23 protein-coding genes are annotated in these 20,694 nt (G+C 66.9%); 14 read left to right on the forward strand and 9 right to left on the reverse strand.

The genetic code is table 11. The features are described 5' to 3' along the window. Positions 1-52: 52 nt before the first annotated feature. Complete coding sequence (locus ACYDAT_RS00645) at positions 53-289, reverse strand: BolA family protein (protein ID WP_461438411.1); 237 nt, start codon at positions 287-289, stop codon at positions 53-55. A 120-nt stretch (positions 290-409) separates the two neighbouring features. On the opposite strand from ACYDAT_RS00645, the gene ACYDAT_RS00650 reads away from it, so the two are divergent. The 8 genes from ACYDAT_RS00650 (at position 410) to ACYDAT_RS00685 (ending at position 6,668) form a co-directional block, all read left to right on the forward strand. After that, on the forward strand, positions 410-1,408 hold the full coding sequence (locus ACYDAT_RS00650; RefSeq protein WP_461448192.1) for a KpsF/GutQ family sugar-phosphate isomerase: 999 nt from the start codon (positions 410-412) through the stop codon (positions 1,406-1,408). 1 nt (position 1,409) lies between these two features. Further along, the gene (locus ACYDAT_RS00655) at positions 1,410-1,946 is read left to right on the forward strand and encodes a KdsC family phosphatase (RefSeq protein WP_461438409.1); all 537 of its coding nucleotides are present in this window, start codon (positions 1,410-1,412) and stop codon (positions 1,944-1,946) included. Further along, positions 1,943-2,521 carry an LPS export ABC transporter periplasmic protein LptC gene (lptC, locus tag ACYDAT_RS00660; RefSeq protein ID WP_461438408.1) on the forward strand — a complete coding sequence of 193 codons (579 nt, stop codon included), beginning with the start codon at positions 1,943-1,945 and terminating at the stop codon, positions 2,519-2,521. The genes ACYDAT_RS00655 and lptC overlap by 4 nt, the downstream gene beginning before the upstream one ends. After that, the gene (gene lptA / locus ACYDAT_RS00665) at positions 2,475-3,107 is read left to right on the forward strand and encodes a lipopolysaccharide transport periplasmic protein LptA (protein WP_461448193.1); all 633 of its coding nucleotides are present in this window, start codon (positions 2,475-2,477) and stop codon (positions 3,105-3,107) included. The genes lptC and lptA overlap by 47 nt, the downstream gene beginning before the upstream one ends. After that, complete coding sequence (gene lptB / locus ACYDAT_RS00670) at positions 3,107-3,826, forward strand: LPS export ABC transporter ATP-binding protein (RefSeq protein WP_461438406.1); 720 nt, start codon at positions 3,107-3,109, stop codon at positions 3,824-3,826. The genes lptA and lptB overlap by 1 nt, the downstream gene beginning before the upstream one ends. A gap of 162 nt (positions 3,827-3,988) precedes the next feature. Next, complete coding sequence (locus ACYDAT_RS00675; RefSeq protein ID WP_461448194.1) at positions 3,989-5,503, forward strand: RNA polymerase factor sigma-54; 1,515 nt, start codon at positions 3,989-3,991, stop codon at positions 5,501-5,503. 164 nt (positions 5,504-5,667) lie between these two features. After that, complete coding sequence (gene hpf, locus ACYDAT_RS00680; RefSeq protein WP_461438404.1) at positions 5,668-5,988, forward strand: ribosome hibernation-promoting factor, HPF/YfiA family; 321 nt, start codon at positions 5,668-5,670, stop codon at positions 5,986-5,988. 164 nt (positions 5,989-6,152) lie between these two features. Beyond that, positions 6,153-6,668, forward strand: a complete 516-nt coding sequence (locus tag ACYDAT_RS00685) for a hypothetical protein (RefSeq protein ID WP_461448195.1) — start codon at positions 6,153-6,155, stop codon at positions 6,666-6,668. 52 nt (positions 6,669-6,720) lie between these two features. On the opposite strand, the gene ACYDAT_RS00690 is transcribed toward ACYDAT_RS00685, so the two are convergent. The 3 genes from ACYDAT_RS00690 to sufT all read right to left on the reverse strand — a co-directional run bounded on the left by ACYDAT_RS00690 (position 6,721) and on the right by sufT (position 9,236). After that, positions 6,721-7,251 (reverse strand): DUF84 family protein, encoded by a 531-nt coding sequence (locus ACYDAT_RS00690; RefSeq protein WP_461448196.1) that lies wholly within the window; start codon positions 7,249-7,251, stop codon positions 6,721-6,723. Between the two features lie 71 nt (positions 7,252-7,322). After that, on the reverse strand, positions 7,323-8,516 hold the full coding sequence (locus ACYDAT_RS00695) for a hypothetical protein (RefSeq protein WP_461448197.1): 1,194 nt from the start codon (positions 8,514-8,516) through the stop codon (positions 7,323-7,325). A gap of 159 nt (positions 8,517-8,675) precedes the next feature. Then, on the reverse strand, positions 8,676-9,236 hold the full coding sequence (gene sufT, locus ACYDAT_RS00700; protein ID WP_461440129.1) for a putative Fe-S cluster assembly protein SufT: 561 nt from the start codon (positions 9,234-9,236) through the stop codon (positions 8,676-8,678). 91 nt (positions 9,237-9,327) lie between these two features. On the opposite strand from sufT, the gene ACYDAT_RS00705 reads away from it, so the two are divergent. The 4 genes from ACYDAT_RS00705 (at position 9,328) to ACYDAT_RS00720 (ending at position 15,783) form a co-directional block, all read left to right on the forward strand. Beyond that, positions 9,328-12,324, forward strand: coding sequence for a diguanylate cyclase (locus ACYDAT_RS00705; RefSeq protein ID WP_461448198.1), 2,997 nt, complete (start codon positions 9,328-9,330; stop codon positions 12,322-12,324). An 89-nt stretch (positions 12,325-12,413) separates the two neighbouring features. After that, positions 12,414-13,208 carry a thiazole synthase gene (locus ACYDAT_RS00710; RefSeq protein ID WP_461440126.1) on the forward strand — a complete coding sequence of 265 codons (795 nt, stop codon included), beginning with the start codon at positions 12,414-12,416 and terminating at the stop codon, positions 13,206-13,208. A gap of 2 nt (positions 13,209-13,210) precedes the next feature. Next, on the forward strand, positions 13,211-13,915 hold the full coding sequence (trmB, locus tag ACYDAT_RS00715; protein ID WP_461448199.1) for a tRNA (guanosine(46)-N7)-methyltransferase TrmB: 705 nt from the start codon (positions 13,211-13,213) through the stop codon (positions 13,913-13,915). 26 nt (positions 13,916-13,941) lie between these two features. After that, positions 13,942-15,783 carry an SLC13 family permease gene (locus tag ACYDAT_RS00720; protein WP_461440124.1) on the forward strand — a complete coding sequence of 614 codons (1,842 nt, stop codon included), beginning with the start codon at positions 13,942-13,944 and terminating at the stop codon, positions 15,781-15,783. Here ACYDAT_RS00720 and ACYDAT_RS00725 read toward each other — a convergent pair whose 3' ends face one another. Continuing rightward, complete coding sequence (locus tag ACYDAT_RS00725; protein ID WP_461448200.1) at positions 15,784-16,140, reverse strand: Rieske (2Fe-2S) protein; 357 nt, start codon at positions 16,138-16,140, stop codon at positions 15,784-15,786. A 49-nt stretch (positions 16,141-16,189) separates the two neighbouring features. Between ACYDAT_RS00725 and ACYDAT_RS00730 the strand changes: the two genes are divergently transcribed. Continuing rightward, positions 16,190-16,462, forward strand: coding sequence for a hypothetical protein (locus ACYDAT_RS00730; RefSeq protein ID WP_461440861.1), 273 nt, complete (start codon positions 16,190-16,192; stop codon positions 16,460-16,462). 130 nt (positions 16,463-16,592) lie between these two features. On the opposite strand, the gene ACYDAT_RS00735 is transcribed toward ACYDAT_RS00730, so the two are convergent. The 3 genes from ACYDAT_RS00735 to ACYDAT_RS00745 form a co-directional block, all read right to left on the reverse strand. Then, a complete protein-coding gene (locus ACYDAT_RS00735; RefSeq protein WP_461440121.1) occupies positions 16,593-17,060 on the reverse strand; it encodes a hypothetical protein in 468 nt (155 codons plus the stop codon). A gap of 467 nt (positions 17,061-17,527) precedes the next feature. Next, positions 17,528-18,007: a transposase gene (locus ACYDAT_RS00740; protein WP_461448201.1), complete on the reverse strand. Its 480-nt coding sequence runs from the start codon at positions 18,005-18,007 to the stop codon at positions 17,528-17,530. A 246-nt stretch (positions 18,008-18,253) separates the two neighbouring features. Beyond that, positions 18,254-18,499: a hypothetical protein gene (locus ACYDAT_RS00745; RefSeq protein ID WP_461448202.1), complete on the reverse strand. Its 246-nt coding sequence runs from the start codon at positions 18,497-18,499 to the stop codon at positions 18,254-18,256. 270 nt (positions 18,500-18,769) lie between these two features. On the opposite strand from ACYDAT_RS00745, the gene pyrF reads away from it, so the two are divergent. After that, complete coding sequence (pyrF, locus tag ACYDAT_RS00750; protein WP_461448203.1) at positions 18,770-19,609, forward strand: orotidine-5'-phosphate decarboxylase; 840 nt, start codon at positions 18,770-18,772, stop codon at positions 19,607-19,609. 199 nt (positions 19,610-19,808) lie between these two features. Here pyrF and ACYDAT_RS00755 read toward each other — a convergent pair whose 3' ends face one another. Then, positions 19,809-20,387 carry an outer membrane protein gene (locus tag ACYDAT_RS00755; protein ID WP_461448204.1) on the reverse strand — a complete coding sequence of 193 codons (579 nt, stop codon included), beginning with the start codon at positions 20,385-20,387 and terminating at the stop codon, positions 19,809-19,811. Between the last annotated feature and the right edge of the window lie 307 nt (positions 20,388-20,694).

Genomic DNA, 20,694 nt, shown 5'->3' on the forward strand with positions numbered 1-20,694 from the left:
CTCCAGGCTGGCGATAATGCGCGTTCCCGCTACGCATGCGCGTGCGTCTCGCTCAAGCACGCGCAGCCTCCTCGGGGGTAAGGGTTTTCAGGCTCAGCGCATGAATGGCACCGCCCATCAGCTCGCCCAACGTGGCGTAGACCATGCGGTGGCGGGCCAGCGGCAGCTTGCCGGCGAACGCGGCGCAGACCACGCGCGCCTCGAAGTGCACGCCATCCGGGCCGATGACCTCGGCGCGCGCGCCGGGCAGGCCTTGCTCGATCAGTGTCTGAATCTGCTCGGGGTGCATGGGAATGAGGCCAGCGTCGGGCAGCGGCCGCGCGCGCGCGAAGGGTTAGAATGCAAGCGGTACATGGTAGCGGATCGCGTTCGCGCCCGATACCGCCGCCCCACGTCTACGGACTCGCCCGTGTCTGCGAAATCGCACGCCCATGCAACCGATGACGCCGCGCTGATCGCCAGCGCGCGGCGCGTGATCCTCACCGAGGCCAGCGCGCTGCACGCCTTGGCGCCGCGCGTCGATGCCGCCTTCGCCGCCACCTGTCGCATCATTCTCGGCGCGCATGGGCGCGTGGTGCTCAGCGGCATGGGCAAGTCCGGACACATCGCGCGCAAGATCGCCGCGACCCTGGCCTCCACCGGCACGCCGGCGTTCTTCGTGCATCCGGGCGAGGCCAGCCATGGCGACCTCGGCATGATCACCGCCAGCGACGTGTTGCTGGCACTGTCCTACTCGGGTGAGACCGAGGAATTGCTCATCATCATGCCGCTGCTGCAGCGGCAGGGCATTCCGCTGCTGGCCATGACCGGCAAGCCGAACTCGACGCTGGCGCGTCAGGCCAGTGTGCATATGGATGTCAGCGTCCCGGCCGAGGCCTGTCCGCTGGGCCTCGCGCCCACCGCCAGCACTACGGCGGCGCTGGCGCTGGGTGATGCACTGGCGATCGCGCTGTTGGAAGCGCGCGGCTTCACCGCCGAGGACTTCGCCTACTCGCACCCGGCCGGCAGCCTCGGCCGGCGCCTGCTGCTGCGCATCGAGGATGTCATGCACCGCGATGCCGCGGTACCCGCGGTGCGCGTCGAGGCCAGCCTCAACGATGCGCTGACCGAAATGAGCCGCAAGGGTCTGGGCATGACCGCCATCGTCGATGAGCGCAGACACCTGCTCGGCGTGTTCACCGACGGTGATCTACGTCGCGCGCTGGACAATCACACCGTGGATCTGCGCAGCACGCCGCTGGCGCAGCTCATGACGCGCGCGCCGCGCACCATCGCGCCGCAACGCCTCGCCGGCGAGGCCGCGCAACTGATGGAAACGCACAAGATCCAGGGGCTGCTGGTGGTCGATGGCGAGCGTCTGGTCGGCGCGGTGAGTTTTCTCGATCTGCTGCGCGCCAAGGTGGTCTGAAGTGGGCGCAGCCATCCCCGACACCGTGCTGGCGCGCGCGCGCCAAGTGCGCCTGCTGGTCCTGGACGTGGACGGCACGCTCACCGATGGGCGCCTGTGGTACGCCGAGGACGGGCGCGAGCTGAAGGTGTTTCACGTGCGCGACGGACTCGGACTGAAACTGCTGCAGCACCATGGCATCGCGGTGGCCATCATCACCGCGCGCGTCAGCCACGCGCTGGCCCTGCGCGCGCGCGAACTGGGCATCGTGCATCTGTATCAGGGACGCGAGGACAAGCGCGCCTGCCTGAGTGAAATCGCCAGCGCGCTGAGCCTGCCGCTGAGCGCCTGCGCCATGGTCGGCGACGATCTGCCCGACATCGCCGCGATGCGCAGCGCCGGGCTGGCGGTCGCGGTGGCCAACGCGCATCCGTGGGCCGCGGCCGCGGCGCACTGGCACACGCAACGGCGCGGCGGCGCGGGCGCGGTGCGCGAGGTTTGCGACTTGCTGCTGCTCGCGCATGACCTGAGCGCCGTCGAACAGGCGCGCTGGCAATGAGCCGACGCATGCTGCTGGCGCTGTTCGTGCTGGGCGTGGCGGCGGCGTTGACCCAGCTCGCACTGTGGTGGCTGACCCCGCCGCCGCCGCCCAGCACCTTCGCCGGGCCGCCGCGCTCGTCTTATACCCTGCATGATTTCCACCTCACCGCGCTGGGTGACGATGGTCGTCCGGCGCTGTTCCTGCAGGCGCCGCAACTCGACCGCCGCAACGGTGACGACGCGCTGTACATCAACGCGCCGCGCTTCATCCTGCCGCAAAACAACGGCCCGGCCTGGCAAGGCCACTCGCGCTTCGGCTGGGTCAATGCGCAGGGCACCGAGCTGAAGCTGCTGGGCGATGTGCACATGCTGCAACCGGCCACCGGCGGCGGCCCGCCCAGCACCATCACCAGTCAGAACATCACCGCCTGGCCACGCGAGCACCGACTGGCCAGCGCCGCGCGCACCGAGATTCAGCAGCCCAACGCTACACTCGTAGGTATCGGCTTTCGCGCCAACACCGCCACCCGCACCCTGGAGCTGCTCGATGACGCACACGGCACCTTCCTGCCCGCGACGCACCCTGCGCCTTGATCGGCGCGCGCTGCTGCCCGCGCTGACCCTGCTCGCGCTGTTGCTGGCCCCTGCGGCGCAGGCGCTGAAGTCGGATCGCCAGCAACCGCTGCTGGTCAACAGCAATAGCTTCAAGGCCGAACAGAATCAGCACATCACCACGCTGCTGGGCAATGTCACGCTGCAGCAAGGCACGCTGAAGGGCGTCGCACTCAAGGGCACCGTGTACACCGACGTCAACAACAAGGTCACGCGCGTGGTGCTGAAAGGCAGCCCGGCGCGGCTTTCGCAGCAGCTCGACGGCGGCGGCGAAATGCACTCCACGGCCAGCACCATCGACTACTCGCCCGCCACCGATACCGCCATCCTGATCGGCGATGCGCACGTTGACCAGCCCGGCCGCGGCAGCTACAGCGGCGCCCGGCTGGTGTACAACACCAGTACCGGCGCGATGCAGGGCGAAGGCGGTAGCGGCGGCCAAGTGCATCTGATCTTCCAGCCGCATGACAAGATCGTCGCGCCCAAGCCGGCCAAACCAGCCAAGCCGACTACGCTCGCATCGCCCGCCGCACAACCCGCGCATGCCGGCAGCGGCGGCCAACCCTGATGCTCAGCGCGCGAGGTCTGCAAAAGCGCTTCCGCGGTCGCGCTGTGGTGCGCGATTTCGATTTCGAGTTGCAGCAAGGTGAGGTAGTCGGGCTGCTCGGTCCCAACGGCGCCGGCAAGACCACGTGCTTCTACATGATCGTCGGGCTGGTGCAGGCTGACGCCGGAACGATCCGTCTGGACGAACGCGACATCACCGGCCTGCCCATGCACGCGCGCGCACGCCTCGGCATCGGCTACCTGCCGCAGGAACCGTCGGTGTTCCGGCGCCTGAACGTGGCCGAGAACATCCTCGCCGTGCTCGAACTGCGCGAGGACATGAATCGCACGCAGCGCCAGCAGATGCTGGAAGCGCTGCTGGATGAACTCAAGATCGCGCACCTCGCCGGGCAACAAGGCCAGAGCCTGTCCGGCGGCGAGCGCCGGCGCGTGGAGATCGCGCGCGCGCTGGCCGCGCAGCCGCGCTACATGCTGCTGGATGAACCCTTCGCCGGCGTCGACCCGATCTCGGTCGGCGAAATCCAGCGCATCGTGCGTCACTTGAAGGAACGCGGCATCGGCGTGCTGATCACCGATCACAACGTGCGTGAAACCCTGGGCATCTGCGACCACGCCTACATCCTCAACGAGGGCAGCGTGCTCGCGCGCGGCTCGCCGCAGCACATTCTTGCCGACGCGCAAGTGCGTCAGGTATATCTGGGCAACGAATTCAGGCTCTGAGGTGGGGCGCGGCGCAGCGTACCCATCCCAGGCCGACATCCAGCCAGCCGTGGTCTGCGCAATTCCGCAAACCCATCGCGACAAGCCGCGCGCGGCGCAGCGCTGGCTGGCGTGCGTCGCGGGCGCTAGGATGCAGGCGGGACTCACACGCAGAAGGCACGCATGAAGCCAGGCCTGCAGCTGCGGCTCCACCAGCAGCTCACCCTCACGCCGCAACTGCAGCAGGCCATCCGCCTGTTGCAGCTCTCGCGGCTGGAACTGGAAACCGAACTGCGCGAGCTGGCGGAGTCCAACCCACTGCTTGAACTGGACGGTGATGGCGTGCCCGAGTCCGAGCTGGACGCCACCGACGTCGCGGCCACCGAGGTCGCTGCGCCTGCCGCCAATACCACCGACAATGTCGAATTTGGCGAAACGCGTGGCGATGGCGCTGGTCAGGATGATCGTGGCGCCGATGAACGCCGCGACGAACGCGGCGATGACCGCGGCGATGACCGCGGCACTGACGTCTGGGACGGTGAGGAATTCGGCGCCACGTCCTACGGCAACGGCGCCAGCCACGACGACGACGGCTTCGAGGCGCAAGACGCCGCGCCAGTCAGTTTGCACGAGCACTTGCTGCACCAGGTGAACCTGCTGAACCTGTCACCGCGTGATCGCGCCATCGCGCTGGCGCTGATCGACGCCGTGGACGAGGACGGCTACCTGCGTGAAGGCCTTGCATCCGTGCAGGCCGCGCTGCGCGAGCCGACGGTTGGCCTCGACGAAATCGAAGCCGTGCGCCATCGCTTGCAGCAGCTTGATCCCTCGGGCGTCGCCAGCCTCGACCTGCGCGAATGCCTCAGCGCGCAACTGCGCGGGCTGGCGCCGGATACCGAACACCTGCACCTGGCGCAAGCCATGATCGCGGAGCATCTGGAGACGCTGGCCAAGCGCGATTTCGCGCGCATCGCGCGCAGCCTGCAGGCGCCGCCCGAAACCGTGGCCGCGGCCGCGGCGCTGATCCGCACGCTCGATCCGCGCCCCGGCGCGGCACTGGGCGCGCCCGCGGTGGAATACGTCGCGCCCGATGCCTACGTGCTGCGCGAGCACGGCCGCTGGCGCGTGCGTCTGGCCTCCGGCAACCAGCCCAAGCTCGGCCTCAATCGCCACTACTGCGGGCTGATCGCGCGCGCGCGGCGCGAGGACGCGGCCTACCTCAAGGGCCAGTTGCAGGAAGCACGCTGGCTGATCAAGAGCCTGCAGGCGCGCGCCGACACCTTGCTGCGCGTGGCCGAGGCCATCGTGCGCCAGCAAAGCGCGTTCCTCGACTTCGGCCCCGAGGCCATGCGCCCGCTAGTGCTGCGCGAGATCGCCGAGGAAGTCGGCATGCACGAATCCACCATCTCGCGGGTGACCACGCGCAAATATCTGCACACGCCGCGCGGCACCTTCGAGTTCAAGTATTTCTTTTCCAGCGGTGTATCCACCGACGATGGCGGCGCGGCCTCCGCCACCGCCGTGCAGGCGCTGATCCGCAAGCTGGTCGGCGATGAAAACCCGCGCCGGCCGCTGTCCGATCAGGCGCTGGCCACGGAGCTGAACCAACGCGGGATTCAGGTCGCGCGGCGCACCGTGGCGAAATACCGCGAGGCCTTGCGCATTCCCAGCTCGTCCGAGCGACAACGCGCCGGTTGAACCGGCAAGGAGCATCCCCACACATCATTCGTGGCACCGACACAACTGGTATCGCGTCACGGCACGAGAAGCCGCAGAGCGTATCGGTTTCCGGCCACCCCGCCGAGCGCCGGGGCGCGCCGCAGCGGTTTGCGCCCGATCATCACGACACCACGGAGAGCACCATGCAAATCCAGATCAGCGGCCATCAGATCGAAATTACCCAGGCGTTACGCGACCATGTGCAAAACCGGCTGAACAAGCTGGACAAGTACTTCGACAACGTCACCTCGCTCGCCGTCGTCCTGTCCGTGGAAAAACTTGTGCACCGCGCCGAGGCCACGCTGGCTGTATCCGGTCGCACCCTGCACGCCGAGGCCAGCGACGGCGACATGTACGCCTCGATCGATACACTGCTGGACAAGCTGGTCGCGCAGTTGCGCAAGTACAAGGAAAAACTCACCGCGCACCACCGCGAGGAAGGGCGCGAGCTGCGCGCCGAGTAAACCGCGCGCGCCATCGCAGCAGCGGCGCAAGGCCACCGCTGCTGCATCCGCAAGCTCCAATTTGTAGCCGCCGACCGATAGCCGCTGAATTTGCGCGCGCAGCGTTACGCGCGGTAGCCTGCCCGCCCATGCGCCGCGCCCCGCCGCGTGGCGGGGTCCATCGCATGCATCCCGATCCGCGCGCGCCGGTTGAAATCCTGCTCATCGTCTCGGGCTTCGGCGCCGTGGCGTTTTGGCTGCTCACCATCCCCAAACTGCGCAGGAACTGGCTGCGGATCAGTGGATCGATGCGCACGCTGAGCCTGCTGCTGATCCTTGCGACACCGCCGTTGGTCGCCCTGATGCTGGTCGATTGGTGGGCACAGGGTCTGGGCTCCACGAAATTCCAGCCGCCCATTTCTCTGCTGCCGGCGGCGGCATTCGGCGCGATGGTGACGTTGACGCCAAGGCCCGATCGTGCCGACGCAGCGGCATGCGACCAACGCGCGCAGCGCGGATACTTTTGCCTCAGCTTCACGATACTCGGTGTGCTGCAATTGACCTCGCGGCTCGAACATGATCCTTGGTGGCGATGGGCGGCCATCGTGCTCTGCGTCGTTGCGGCTGCGTTTTTGGTTCTGGCCGCCAGCGCACGCGCAAGAACGCGCGCGCGGGCTATTTTGCAACGGCAGCGCGCATAGCAAATCGCACTGGCAACCGCACCACTGACAAGACTCGGGCCGGCGGGCGCGATCAGTCGCCTGCTTGCGTGCGATATAGCGCATTGCCAAACGGCGCCAGCGCGGCGATCACGGCATCGCGGAACACCTCGGCGCGGGTGATCCTGCCGCCGCTGAGCAGGCCGTAGGCGCCGTCCTTGTGGTTGCTGGCCATGGTGCCGCCAAGCGCATCCATGATCGCAGCCAACTCGATGCCGCCGGCTTGCAGGCGCGCGCCGATGGCCTGCGGCAGCGGCATGGAGACGCCGCGCGCCACATACAAGTCGCAGCCATCCCACGCCGCGCACACCGACAGCAGAACCCACTGCCGCGTGTGCCGCGCATCGAAATCGACGCCGCCTTCCAGGCCCAGGCCGATGTCCGCGCCCGGCACCGCAGCCAGAGCGCCGCGTGCGCGCAGGATGGCGCCGTGCAAGGTTTCGTCCGCGCTCAATGGCTGGCCCGCGACACCCGAGGGCACCGACACGCAGATCGGCTCACAACCCGTGGCCAGCAGCACCGCGCGGCGCTTGGCTGGATTGGTGCTGCCCAAGGCGAGCTGCATTGCGCCACTCCCATCACACGGACGATGGCCTGATTGTGACTGGCAATAACCGGAATGTGATGCCCCGGACCTTACTCCTCGCCGCCCAGCAATCCTTCGCGCAGCAGATCCTGCGCATTGGGTGCGGACGTCATGCCCAGCAGCGCGGTGTGCACGGATTTGATGCGCAGCTTCGCGGTCCACTCGGGCTGCCAGGCGGTCTTGGCGTCAACCGGGCGTGGCGGGTGCGCCAGATTCAATTCGTTGCCATAAGCGATCATGCGCAGCATCGCGCCGTCGCCGAACACGCCCTTGGGGATCGCGCATTCGCGCGTGGCCGGCCCAAGCAACACCTTGTCCTTGAGCCAGCCGTCGATGGCGCGATTGGGCTGGTAATCGACCAGACCGAAGCCGGTCTCGGGCCGTTCGCTGGAGGTCCACAACACCATCTCCGCGGCGCCGCCGGAGTCCGTGCGTGCGCCCATGGCGCCGAGGAAAAACGCACGCGCCTGCGGCATGGCTTGCCAGCTCAGCAGCGTGGCGCCGTTGCGCTGCGCTTGCTTGAGTGCGATCGGTGGCAGCAAGTCGTGCTCACGCGGGATGCTGAAGCGCAGGCTCTCGACGATGCCCTTGCCGCTGAATGCATGTGCGCCGACGATGCTGGCGCCCTCTGGCAGCAAACGCTCGTCGGCCGGGTTGGGCCACTGCGGGCGCCCGGCCGCGCTGTGCGCCCCGCGTTGCGTGGCGCGCCGCACGACAAAAAACGCAGCGACGTCCCTGGGATCGGCCGTGGCCATGTCCAGCACGCGTGGCTGCGCGGCGCGCACCTGCTCGCCGCAGCCCCAGTACAGCAGCAGTTTGCCGCGCGGGCGCTCGTAGTCGGCTTCCACCACGGCATCGGTGTCGCGCTCGGCAACGGCGCGAACGCGCGGCGCCTGCAGACGCAGGCTCTCGCCCAGTTTCAGCGCGGCCGGGATGGCGTGCGTAGCGCTGTCCAATGCGGGATTGCGGCGGGTGAATACGGTGACGTCCATCCACTGCCCCGCGGTGCCGCTTTGCGTGTTGCCGAAACGGTTGCCGGCGCGGCCGCCACCGAGCATGCGCCCCAGCATCTGCATGGGATTGCCACCCGCCGCGCCCATGCCCGGCATGCCCATGCCGCTGAAGGTGGCCAGATCGATCCAGACCTGATTGAGCGGCGCCGCAGTGACGCGCGGCGCCGCGGCATGCAGCAGCAGCGGCACAGACAGGGCAACAGCCAACGCAGATGCAAGCGCTGCACGCATGACACGCACTCCCACGAGTCGCCGCCGATGCGGCAGCGATCACGCTAGGCCGCGGCGCATGCAGCGGCAAGCTTGCGCGCGGGTTTCGCGCGCACTGCTACAGAAAGGCAACAGTGCGGCGCGCGGACGGGAGCGGCGCATGATGCGCCGACGCAGCGCTCACAGCATGCCGGTTTCCAGACGTGCCGCGTCGGACATCATGCTGTGGTTCCAGGGTGGATCGAACACCAGCTCGACGTCGGTTTCGCGCACCGTGGGGATCAGCTCGAGCTTGCTGCGCACGTCATCGACGAGGATGTCGCCCATGCCGCAGCCCGGTGCGGTGAGCGTCATGCGCACCGCGACCTTGCGCCCGGCGTCCTCGGGCAGCGGCGTCAGGCTGACGTCGTACACCAGCCCCAGCTCGACGACGTTGACCGGAATCTCCGGATCAAAGCAGGTGCGCAACTGGTCCCAGACCAGCCGCTCGATGTCGGCATCACCGGCGCCAGCGGGAACCTCGATCGGTGGCGGCGGGGTTTTGCCCAGCGCATCGGCATCCTTGCCGGCGATGCGGAACAGGTTGTAATCGACCACCACGGTGAAGCTGGCGCCCAGCGCCTGCGTGATGTATCCCGTCTGCCCAGCCGGCAGGGTCACCGCGGCACCATGCGGCACATGCACAGCGGGGCAATCGCGCTGCAGGGTGAAGGGTTCGCTGCTGGGACTGTATCCGCTCACGGCATGGGCTTTGCATGAATTCGACCATGGCTATTATGCCCCCAGTCGCAAACGGTTCGTGACGATGCCCGGCGCCGCCAGACAGGAACGCTTGCCCCAGCCCATCCGTGCCGCCGGCTGCGGCGGTGGCTTGGCGTGGATCGCGCTGCTGCTGGTGTTGCTGCTGCCGGCACCGGCCAGCCACGCGCTGGACGCGAACACGCGCTTCCGCGACTACGTGCTCAACAACTGGAGCAACGTGCGCGGGTTGCCGCAGATCAGCGTGCTGAGCATTGCCCAAGACCGCGATGGATTCCTCTGGCTGGGCACGCAGAACGGCGTCGCACGCTTCGACGGCGAGCACTTTCAAGGGTACGAGCGTGGCAACACCGGGGTCGATTTGAGCATGGTCGATGCCGCTTGGGCCGATGCCGCGGGCGCGGTCTGGTTTGGCACCGGCCAGAATCTGGTGCGCGAATATCGCGGCGGTTTCGAGCATTGGCCCAGCGCGGCGATCTACGCCATCCGCGGTGACGCGCAGGGGCAGCCGCTGCTGGCCACGGCGGCCGGCGTGGGTACCTGGCGCAACGGCCGCTTGCAACTGATACCGGGCCTCGAGGGGCCGTTTTTCGCGCTGTTGCACCATGGCGGTGTGCTGTGGGCCGGCGGCCTGAACCGGCTGTGCCGCAACCGCGCGGGCCATACGCAGTGCTTCGCGCTGCCTGCTGGCGCAAGCCGTCGCGTGACCGCGCTGGCCTGGGATGCAGGGCAACTCTGGGTGGGCACCAGCGCCGGTCTGCTGCAGTTCGACGGCCAGCGCTTCAGCGCGCAGGCGGCGCTGCCGCAACTCGCCACGCTCGACATCCAGAGCCTGCTGCGCGATCGCGCCGGCAACCTGTGGATCGGCAGCATCGCCGCGCTGTACCGGCGCTATCCCGATGGCCGGCTGGAGCAGATCGACAAGGGGACATTTCCGCCCAACCCATGGATCGACGCGATCTTCGAGGATCGCGACGGCAGCCTGTGGCTGGGCAGTCACACGCAATCGCTGTATCGCGTGGCCAACAGTTGGACCGCACGCTACGGGCAGGATGCCGGCCTCGACGATCCGTTCGTGTGGACGTTGGCAGCCGGCGCGGGCGGCAGCATCGATATCGGCACCAACGGCGGCCTGAGCAAGCTGGCCGATGGCAAGGTGACGACGCTGGTGCCACCCGGCGCCCTGCCCAATCCCAGCGTGTATTCGCTGTATCGTGACGCGCAGGGCGCGCTGTGGATCGGCACGCGCGGCGGCGTGGCGCTGTGGCATCGGGGCAAGCTGAGCAGGCCACCAGCGCTGGCACCGCTGCGTGCCTGGCAAATCAACCTGATCGCCGAATACCCGCGCGGAACGTATTGGTTCGGCACCCAGGGCGGCCTGTACCGACTGCAAACCGGCACGCTGACGCGCTACGGCGCCAGCCCCGGCAGCGCGGATGCGCGCATCCGCGCGTTGCTGCCGCTGGCCGATGGTGGACTGCTGCTGGGCACCGAGGACGGCGTGCGCGAACTGCGCGCCGGGCGCATCGCGGCGCCCGCGTGGGCGGAGCCGCTGCGCGGACATTTCGTGACTTCATTGGGCTGGCTCGATCACGACACGCTGCTGCTGACCACCCTCGATGCCGGGCTCGGCGTGCTGCGCAACGGACACTTGCGCCTGCTCACGCAACAAGATGGCCTGCCCACCGACAACGCATGGGCTTTCACGTCGCACGGCGGCGAGGTCTACTTCTCCAGCATCAAGGGAGTGTGGCGCGTGCCGCTACACACGTTGCTGCAGCCGCTGGCTGCAGTGCCAAGTATCCGCGCGCAGCCGGTGTTGACCGGCAACAACCGCATCGGCAGCGAGGAGCGCACGCGCTGCTGCAACGGCGGCGGCGTTGGACGCATGCTGCGCGTCGGTGACACCCTGTGGCTGCCATCGATCAACGGCGCGCTGGCGCTGGACATGGCCGCCGTGCGCGCGCCGCCGGAACCGGGCACACCGCGCATCGAACGCCTGCGTCACGCGCAGGCCTGGTACGTAACGGGCGCGATGACGCGCCTGCCGCTGGGCGAGCGCAACATCGAGATTGAATACACCGCGCCTTATCTGAACAACGCCGCGGCGCTGAATTTTCGCTATCGCCTCGCCGGCTATGACAACGCCTGGGTCGCGGCCGGCACGCGCCGCGTGGCCTGGTACACGCACCTGCCGCCGGGGCGCTACAGCTTCGCCGTGCAGGCACGCGTCGACCAAGGCATATGGTCGGCGCCAGCGACGCTGGAGATCGTGATTCCCGCGCACTGGTATGAATGGCGCTGGCTGCAAGTCCTGGCCGGGCTGTTGTTGGCGGCACTGCTGCTGCTGGCCGCGCGCTGGCGGTGGCGTCGCCAGAAACTGCAACAGCAGCGGCTGGAAGCGCTAATCGCACAGCGCACCGAGGAACTGCACCGCGTCAATCAGCGCCTGCGTCAGGCCAACGATGCACTGACCGCTGAAAGCCTCAGCGACCCGCTCACCGGTCTCGGCAATCGGCGCTTGCTGGCGCAGAACTGGCACGAACTGCGCTGCCTGCCGCAACTGGCCGTGATCCTGATTGATCTGGATCACTTCAAGCGCATCAACGACCGCTACGGTCACGGTGTGGGCGATGTCGTGTTGCGCGAGGTTGCGACGCTGATCCAGCGCCTCAAGGAACCGCAGGATATGGCTTTGCGTTGGGGCGGTGAGGAATTCCTGCTGCTGTTGCCGGGGCTGGACGCGGGACGCGCGCTGGCGCTGGGCGAGCGCATTCGTCTCGCGGTGCGCGCGCACCGCTTCAATGACCCCTCGCTCGGCGATGTGCAGGTGACCTGCTCGCTGGGCATCTCGCACTGGCCGCTACTGCCGACGCTGCGCGAGCGCGACCTCGGCGGCAGCATCGAACTGGCTGATTTCGCCATGTACCGGGTCAAGAGCCGGGGCCGCGACGCCACCGCGGCGCTGGTGCCCGGCGCGCAGGCCACGCCGATGCTGCTGACCGCGCCGGCCACCGATATCGAGCGTCTGGTCCATGCCGGCGTGCTGCGCTGGCTGGCTCCCGGCTGAGCGCATGCCGCCGCGTGCCTGGCGCATGTTCCGCGCCGCGTGCGGCTGCGCGACAATGGGTGACCTTTGCACTACCCGAGCCCGCGCCGATGCCTGCCCATGCCTGTGATGACCCACTGCAGATCGGTGCGCGTCATTTCAACTCGCGCCTGCTCACCGGCACTGGCAAATTCAGAGACTTGCGCGAGACGCGCCTGGCCACCGAGGCCGCCGGCGCCGAGATCGTCACCTTCGCCGTGCGGCGCATGAATCTGGGGCAGGACGCAACGCAGCCCAATCTGCTGGATGCACTGCCGCCGACGCGCTACACCCTGCTACCCAATACCGCTGGCTGCCATGACGCCACCGAGGCCGTGCGCACCTGCCGTCTCGCGCGCGAACTGCTCGACGGCCACACCCTGGTCAAGCTCGAAGTGCTGGGCGATCAGCGCACGCTGTTTCCGAACGTGATCGAAACGCTCGCCGCCGCCGAACAACTCGTGGCGGAAGGCTTCGAGGTGATGGTGTACACCAGCGACGATCCGATTCTGGCGCGGCGCCTTGAAGACATCGGCTGCGTGGCGATCATGCCGCTGGCGGCGCCGATCGGCTCGGGCCTCGGCATCCAGAATCGCTACACGCTGCTGGAGATCATCGAGAACGCCAAGGTGCCAGTGATTGTCGATGCCGGCGTCGGCACGGCATCGGATGCGGCGATCGCCATGGAGTTGGGCTGCGATGGGGTGCTGATGAACAGCGCGATTGCCGGTGCGCGCGATCCGCTGCTGATGGCGCGCGCGATGCGCGCCGCGGTGCAGGCCGGACGCGATGCGTTCCGTGCCGGACGCATTCCGCGCAAGCGCTATGCCAGCGCGTCCAGCCCGATCGACGGGCTGGTCGGCTGAGCATGCAAGCTGCGAATACCTTGGGCGCGCAAGCGCGGCCGATCCGCAGCTTCGTGCGCCGAGAAGGCCGCATCACCCCGGCGCAGCAGCGCGCCTTTGCGCAGCATTGGCAGCGCTACGGCGTCGACTACACCGGCCAGCCGCGCGATCTCGATCAGTTATTTGGGCGCCATGCGTCGCGCGTGCTGGAGATCGGCTTCGGCAACGGCGAAGCCATGGCCGCGAGTGCCGCAGCCGATGCCGCGCGCGATTATCTGGGCATCGAGGTGCATCGCCCAGGCGTCGGACGTCTGCTCAACGCGCTGGCAGCCGCGAATGCAGGCAACACACGCCTCTACGCGCACGATGCTGTCGAGGTGCTGCGCGACGAATTGACACCAGCCAGCATCGACGAAGTGCGCATCTGGTTCCCCGACCCATGGCACAAGAAGCGCCACCACAAGCGCCGCCTGATCCAACCGGAATTCGTCGCCCTGCTGGCCAGTCGCATCGCGCCGGGCGGGCTGTTGCACCTGGCCACCGACTGGGCCGACTATGCCGCGCACATGCTCGCGGTGCTGGACGCCGCGCCGGGCTGGAGCAATTGCGTTGGCGCCGGAATGGCCGCGCCACGGCCGGCTTGGCGCATCGCTACGCGTTTCGAGCAACGCGGCCTGCGTCAGGGCCACGGCGTGTGGGATTTCCTGTACCGCCATCAAGCCGACTGAAGGAAGCGATCGACGTGCAAGGGGTCATGCAGCTCACGCCGGAAATGATTCTGGTTCTTGGCCTGGTGGTGTTCACCGTGCTGATGCTGGCGCTGGAGTGGGTGCGCTCGGACATCACCGCGATCCTGGTGCTGGTGGTCATCGGCGTCACCGGGCTGATTCCCACGCAGCAGGTGTTCGAGGGCTTTGCCAACTCCGGCGTGCAGGCGATTCTGGCGGTGATGATCATGGGCGTCGGCCTCGATCGCACCGGCGCGCTCAATGCCGTGGCCACGGTGATCCTCAAGGCCGCGCAGGGTGCGCAGTGGCGGCTACTGGTGGTGATCAACAGCGTCACCACGGCGCTGAGCTCGATCATCCCCAGCCAGGCGCTGGCCGCATTGATGATTCCGGTGACCTCGCGCGTGTCCACGCGCAGCAAGGTACCGCTGTCCAAGCTGCTGCTGCCGATGGCCTGCGTGATTCTGACCGGCACCAACACCACGCTGATCGCCAACACGCCGCTGATCATCCTCAACGGCTTGATCGAAAGCACCAACCGCAATCTGCCACCGGGCGCCAACACCATTCCGCTGTTCGGCATGTTCACCGTCACCCCGATCGGCGTGGTGCTGGCGGTGATGGGCGTGGGATTTTTCTGGCTGTTCACCGACAAACTGTTCAAGCACGCGCCGGAGGACACCAGCACCACCACGCCAACGCGCACCGAAAGTTACTTCGCCGAGACCTACGGCATCGATGGCGATGTGCTGGAACTGACCGTCACCGCCGACAGTCCGCTGGTGGGCATGAGCGTGGTCGAGGCCGAAGCGCTGCCCGAGGCGCCGCTGATTCTGGCGATGAAGACCGGCAACGAATCGCGGCTGTCGCCGCCCGCCGACAGCATGATCTGGGTGGGTACGGTGCTGGGCGTGATGGGTCCGCGCGACTCCATCGGCAACTTCGCCAGCGCGCACCAGTGCCGCGTGTCGCCACGTCTGCGTCAGTTGTCGGACATGTTCAACGCCGCGCGCGCGGGCATCTCCGAGGCGGTGGTACCACCCAGCTCGCGCTTCATCAAGCAGACCGTCAACGATTTGCACCTGCGCAAGCGCTATGGGATTTCGGTGCTGGCGGTGAATCGCGGCGACAAGGTGTTTCGCGACGATGTGCGCAACGTGAGTCTGCGCGGCGGCGACACCCTGGTGCTGCACAGCGCCTGGACCGACTTGACCACGCCGCGCGAGGAACACGACATCGTCGTGGTCACCGACGTGCCGCAGGAAGAGGCGCGTCCGGGCAAGATCCGCGAGGCGCTGTTCTTTTTCCTGCTGGCCAAATTTCTGGCGCTGACCGAACTGTTGCCGCTGCAGGTGGCGTTCTGGGTCGGCGCCGCGGGCATGCTCGCTACCGGCGTGATCACGCCCAACGAGGCCTATCGCTCGGTCAACTGGAAAACCATCTTCATCACCGCCAGCCTGATGCCACTGGGCTGGGCCATGGACCAGACCGGCGCCGGCTCGTGGCTGGGCCAGGAGTTGATGGTACACATCGGCCACCTGCCGCAATGGGGCATCCAGACCAGCGTGGCGGTGCTGGCGCTGGGGTTGTCGCAGGTGATGCAGAACGTGGGCGCGACCGTGGTGATGGTGCCGATCGCGATCAACATCGCATTGGCCACTGGCGGTAATCCAACGGCTTATATCCTGATCACCGCGATGTCGGTGTCGAACACGTTTCTGATCAGCTCCGCGCATCCGGCGCTAACCATGGTGGCCGGCCCTGGCGGTTATCGCGGCAAGGACTACCTGCGCGTCGGTCTGCCGCTGACGTTGGCGTATCTGGTCACCACCATCGTCGGTGTGGATTTGCTGTACAAGGCGTTTTAACTAGCCCGCATCAACCACCGCCAGCCACAGCTCATCGCCGCGGCGCTCGATCGCCACCGACTTCAACGCCTCGCCGCGGCATGGACCGCCGCGGCACGCGCCACTCAAGGTGGCAAAGCTGGCGCCGTGTGCGGCGCAGGTCAGCACGCCGTCGCGCAGCAGGAACTCACCCGGCGCCCAGTCCAAGCGCCGACCGGCGTGCGGGCAAACGTTGAAGAATGCCGCAACCCGCTCACCAGCACGCATCAGCAGCACATCGGCGCCGTCCAGCGCGGACAGCGCATCCAGTGCCAGTGCACCGCCATCGGGAATTTCGTGCCAAAGACACAGGCGCCGTTCATCGGTTTGGTGCACCATGCGCCTCTCGCCATTCGCCAAACTGCCATTTTTGCACGGAGCCTTCGCTATGCGTTCGCGTGTGTTCATCATCAATCCGCCGCGCAGCGCGCTGGCACGTACGCTGTGGCTGCTGGCGCTGGCCACGCTGGCGGTGATCGCGCTGCTGTTCGGCGCGGTGATTGTCGTTGCTGCGGCATTGCTGTTCGGCCTCGTCTGGCTGGTGCGACGCATGATCCGCCCGCGCCAGACTGTGCCGCGTCACGTCGCGCCAGAGGATGGCGGCGCGGTGATCGAAGGCGAGTTCGTGGTGGTCAAGAGCGAGCACCACCAATTGCCATGAGGTTATACCGCGCGGTACGCGGATAGACCACGCGGTCTCGGCGGCCGCACTGGATCAACGCGCGCAAGCCGGCCTTGTTATTGGGCGCACGTGCGCCGACATGTCCCGCTGCCTGCGTCGGGGCTCCGCGTCACGCATTCCTCGCAACGCCGGCCATGACGCCCGGTCCGATGTGCTCCAGCCGATGCCCGCGCCTTCCGCGCCACGCTCTGCGCAGACCTTGCTCGTCCTGCTGGCAGGTATATCTGATCTGGGGCTCGACCAATCTCGCCATCCGCATTGCATTGCAGGGATTCCTGCCCTTTGTCATGGCTGCGCTGCGTTTTTGATCGCCGGCGGCGGCATTGCACGCATGGCTGCACCTGCGCGGCGCGTCGCGCCGCAGCGCCCCAACGCCCTGCAGTGGCGCATTGCCGCCACCATCGGCATCTTGCTGCCTGATTTCGGCAATGGCTTGGTGTGTTACGCCGCGCAAGAATGTCGACTTCGGACTGGCAGCCGTGGCGGTCGCCAGCGTCTTTATGTTTACGGCGATTTTTTCCGCAGCATTCGGCAAGCAGTCGCGTCGCGTGGAGTGGCTGGGCGCGGGGATCGGCATGCTCGGTGGGCTGCTGCTGAATCTGGGCGGCGACCTGCCGAGCGGTTGCGCTTGCGCTGAGGGCGCTGCTTGCCGGTGAGCGCATGCACGGTTTGCCAGATCGCCATGCGCTGCTGGCCCCTCGGCTATCTGGCGGTGTTCGTCTCGTTGGTCGGATTCAGCGCCTACCCGTGGCTGCTGCGCCACCGTACAGCCGGCTCTGGCCGCCAGTTATGTCTACGTCAACCCACCGGTGGCCGAGGTTTCCCCACATCTTTAATAATTGCCACTCATGCCAGTAGCGGCCGCCAAAGATTCACCGAGGCGGCGTGATCGCTGGTGTCATCCAGCGGCCAGCCACGTCGCAGCAACTCCCAACCGATACGCCACAGGCTCAAGGTGGCGCGTGTCGCTGCACGCCGGATCGCCTGACCATGCGCCAACAGCCGCTGGTCCTGTTGCTGCTGCCGCGCCAGCAGGCTGCGCCATCACGCCAGCACACTGGCCAGCGCATGCAGCAGGATCAAGATTTCCATGCGCGGCGCCTTGCGCGTGAGCGCATGGCGCAAGGCCGCGCCATGCCGAGGGTCCTTGAGGTCGCGGAAACTCTCCTCGATTTGCATGCGCCGGGCATAGTCGCGCACGACCTCCTCGGCGCTGAGCCCCGCAAACGCCAGCGAGACCGCCAGCACCCATGGCTCGCGCGCCCCGCGCGCATGCGCCGCAATCGGCCGTGCACCCCACGGTCCTTGCGTCCGCGCGGCGGCCGCTTGCACACCACCAGGCACGCCCGCTGCGCGCGCGTCTTGCTGATCTCGCACAGACTCAAGTCCGGCAACTGGCCGTCCTCCATCTCGACGAAGGCCTGCATGGGCATCCAGTCCTGCTCGCCCACGGGACGCACCTGGGTCAGCCCGCGCACCCGGCCGATGCAGGCAAACCCCAGCGCTTCGGCGCTGCGAAACCATGGCATCCGGAATCCGGCATCGGTCAGCACGATCGGCCGGCTGTCCACGGGCAACAACCGCAGCAGCTGCGCCGAAAGGCCGTGTGCACCGCGGCCTGGCCCAGCTGCGACTGCCCGTGCACTTCACCCACACCGGCAGTGCGCGACCGCCCACCGGCGGCGCCGCGCGAACAGGTGCAGCGACTCATCCTCCTTCAGCACGCACCAGTCCACCACGATCAGCGTCCGGCAGTGGCGGCCACAGCCGCTACAACGCCGCGCCATGCAAGACACCGCGTGCCTGCTGCAGGCGCCGCTTCGACAGCAGCCGGTCCAGCGCTTTCAGCGGCGCCGCCACACGCGCTGCGTCCGGATACTGGCGCGCCAGTTCCATCAGCACCACCTGCCGACTGCGCACCAGCGCCTCGACCGCGCCGCACAGGCGCCGCAGCCGCGCATCCAGCCGCACCTCTGCCGGCGCCAATACGTTGCGCAACACTTCGCCTGCGCGCATCGGCCTGCCTCCGGTGATCTCGACGCTCGCCAGTCTGGCAGTGTCGATGCGCGCACTCCACCGCCTTCAGGCAACCAACTCACTGATGGCCTGCGGAAAGATGTGGGGAAACTTCAGAATCGGAAGATACCGCAGCGCTGATGCGGCCCGTCGCGCCACGCGTGCCGTGGCGTGCCATCCGCGCATGCCTGGCGCCAAGCATTGCTGGTCGCCGTTCCACGCTGCGATTATCCTTGGACAACTCCCGGCACACACACGCATATGCAGTCCATGACTTTCATGCAACAGCTCGCTGCCGCATGGCAGCGCAACAACTCCCTGTTGTGCGTCGGCCTTGATCCTGAGCCCGAACGTTTTCCGGTGGCGCTGAGAGAACGACCCGATGCACTGTTCGAATTCTGCCGCAGCATCGTTGATGCAACGGCCGATCTGGTGTGCTGCTTCAAGCCGCAGATCGCGCATTTCGCGGCACACCGCGCCGAGGATGCACTCGAACGCCTGATCGCCCATATCCACGCGCAGCATGCGGGTATCGCAGTGATCCTCGACGCCAAACGCGGCGACATCGGCTCGACCGCTGCTTATTACGCCAGCGAAGCTTTCGACCGCTATCAAGCCGATGCGGTCACCCTCAACCCGTATCTGGGTGGAGATGCGCTGGCGCCATTTCTGCAACGCGCCGACAAGGGTGCGATTCTGTTGTGTCGCACGTCCAATGTTGGCGCACGCGATTTGCAGGATTTGTTGGTCGATGGCAAGCCGCTGTATCAGCACGTGGCGCTGCGCGCCGCACGCGACTGGAACATGCACGGCAACTGCGCACTGGTAGTCGGTGCCACGTATCCGGATGAGTTGGCGCAAGTACGCGCGCTGGTCGGCGATATGCCGCTGCTGGTGCCCGGCGTCGGCGCGCAGGGTGGCGATGCTGAAGCCGTCGTGACGCGCGGATGCTCGAGCGCCGGCACCGGACTCATGGTCAGTGCTTCGCGTGCGGTGCTTTATGCGAGCAGCGGTGATGACTATGCCGTTGCCGCGCGCGCGGCAGCGCAACAACTGCGCACAACCTTGGGCGCGGCGCGGCGCAAGATTCAAGCCACTGCTGGGCGCTGAAATCACGCTACGTACCCAGCCACGGCCTCGTCATCACACCTAAATTCGGTGTCTGTGGCACCGGCAGCAGTCCAAGAGAACTGTTCAAAAGTTTACGAATTGAAATCGGCGGGCCAACGTAAGCTGCCCGCCGATGCATTTCCGCGCTACGCCAGGTCGACTGGGCCTCATGCAGCGGTAGTTGCCCGAACGCCGTCTGCTACATCGCGCCAAAGCGGTATTCAGCCGAGATCGACGTCAAGCTGCCCGACAGCGGAAAGCCACTCTTGCTGGCGTGGTAGTAGTTGTAATTCAAGCCCAGGCTCCAGTTGCTGTTGAAGTTGTAGCCGAATCCTGCACCAGTATACCAACCCGTGCCATGGCCACTGAAAGCGACCGGAATGGCGCCGATTGGCTCCGCCGTGCGGCCGCTCCAACGCAACAACCCGGCACGGCCGCTGACATACCAGTTGCTGGTGATGTCGTACTTGGCGGTGCCGCCGAGCGTCCAGCCATGCAGTGTGGCATTCGGCAGTGCTATACCCGGATAATTCGAGCGTACACCGTAGTTGCCCAGATTCACATAACCCGCCTCGACTCCTACTTGAAACGCTGGGGCTACTGACCAGCGATAGCCGAGATTGGCGTCATAGCCCATGTGATGACGGCCGTAATAGCTCTGGCCGAACCGGGCCTGACCTACTGAACCATTGACGTACAGGCCGCTGTCTTCGGCATGGGAAACCATCGGTAGCGCAAGCACACCAGCCAAGGCAAGGGCAGCAAAGATCTTGTTCATGCAATTCTCCATCTTCTGTTGGGGGCGTCGCCGCGTGGGGATCGCGACGGCGGCGAACTCTGGCAGCAGACGGCTGAACACTCACTTGCTTGCCTGCGCGATACGCCGCAACCACTTGAGTGAGGTTCATCAAGCTTAATTTCAATACTTGCAGGTTTATATATTCAGGCCTAAGACAGCCCTGCGCGCGTTGCGCGCGCGAGCTATCTGCCTTTGCTGACCCCGCAAAGCCGACGGGCCGATCGACAGATCGGCCCGTTGGGGGATGGGAACCTTGGCGGTGACCTACTCTTGCATGGCTAGAGCC

It is taken from the genome of Metallibacterium sp. (assembly GCF_054637675.1).

What these genes read in the sequence shown, in the direction of transcription:
- ACYDAT_RS00745 (WP_461448202.1), bottom strand. Translation starts at nt 18,499, where the DNA reads ATGCGCGCAGGCGAAGTGTTGCGCAACGTATTGGCGCCGGCAGAGGTG.
- ACYDAT_RS00710 (WP_461440126.1), top strand. Translation starts at nt 12,414, where the DNA reads ATGCCTGCCCATGCCTGTGATGACCCACTGCAGATCGGTGCGCGTCAT.
- lptB (WP_461438406.1), top strand. Translation starts at nt 3,107, where the DNA reads ATGCTCAGCGCGCGAGGTCTGCAAAAGCGCTTCCGCGGTCGCGCTGTG.
- ACYDAT_RS00690 (WP_461448196.1), bottom strand. Translation starts at nt 7,251, where the DNA reads ATGCAGCTCGCCTTGGGCAGCACCAATCCAGCCAAGCGCCGCGCGGTG.
- ACYDAT_RS00645 (WP_461438411.1), bottom strand. Translation starts at nt 289, where the DNA reads ATGCACCCCGAGCAGATTCAGACACTGATCGAGCAAGGCCTGCCCGGC.
- ACYDAT_RS00720 (WP_461440124.1), top strand. Translation starts at nt 13,942, where the DNA reads ATGCAGCTCACGCCGGAAATGATTCTGGTTCTTGGCCTGGTGGTGTTC.
- ACYDAT_RS00695 (WP_461448197.1), bottom strand. Translation starts at nt 8,516, where the DNA reads ATGCGTGCAGCGCTTGCATCTGCGTTGGCTGTTGCCCTGTCTGTGCCG.
- ACYDAT_RS00735 (WP_461440121.1), bottom strand. Translation starts at nt 17,060, where the DNA reads ATGCCGATCCCCGCGCCCAGCCACTCCACGCGACGCGACTGCTTGCCG.
- ACYDAT_RS00685 (WP_461448195.1), top strand. Translation starts at nt 6,153, where the DNA reads ATGCATCCCGATCCGCGCGCGCCGGTTGAAATCCTGCTCATCGTCTCG.
- ACYDAT_RS00730 (WP_461440861.1), top strand. Translation starts at nt 16,190, where the DNA reads ATGCGTTCGCGTGTGTTCATCATCAATCCGCCGCGCAGCGCGCTGGCA.
- ACYDAT_RS00740 (WP_461448201.1), bottom strand. Translation starts at nt 18,007, where the DNA reads ATGGTTTCGCAGCGCCGAAGCGCTGGGGTTTGCCTGCATCGGCCGGGT.
- lptC (WP_461438408.1), top strand. Translation starts at nt 1,943, where the DNA reads ATGAGCCGACGCATGCTGCTGGCGCTGTTCGTGCTGGGCGTGGCGGCG.
- lptA (WP_461448193.1), top strand. Translation starts at nt 2,475, where the DNA reads ATGACGCACACGGCACCTTCCTGCCCGCGACGCACCCTGCGCCTTGAT.
- ACYDAT_RS00755 (WP_461448204.1), bottom strand. Translation starts at nt 20,387, where the DNA reads ATGAACAAGATCTTTGCTGCCCTTGCCTTGGCTGGTGTGCTTGCGCTA.
- ACYDAT_RS00675 (WP_461448194.1), top strand. Translation starts at nt 3,989, where the DNA reads ATGAAGCCAGGCCTGCAGCTGCGGCTCCACCAGCAGCTCACCCTCACG.
- trmB (WP_461448199.1), top strand. Translation starts at nt 13,211, where the DNA reads ATGCAAGCTGCGAATACCTTGGGCGCGCAAGCGCGGCCGATCCGCAGC.
- hpf (WP_461438404.1), top strand. Translation starts at nt 5,668, where the DNA reads ATGCAAATCCAGATCAGCGGCCATCAGATCGAAATTACCCAGGCGTTA.
- pyrF (WP_461448203.1), top strand. Translation starts at nt 18,770, where the DNA reads ATGACTTTCATGCAACAGCTCGCTGCCGCATGGCAGCGCAACAACTCC.
- ACYDAT_RS00725 (WP_461448200.1), bottom strand. Translation starts at nt 16,140, where the DNA reads ATGGTGCACCAAACCGATGAACGGCGCCTGTGTCTTTGGCACGAAATT.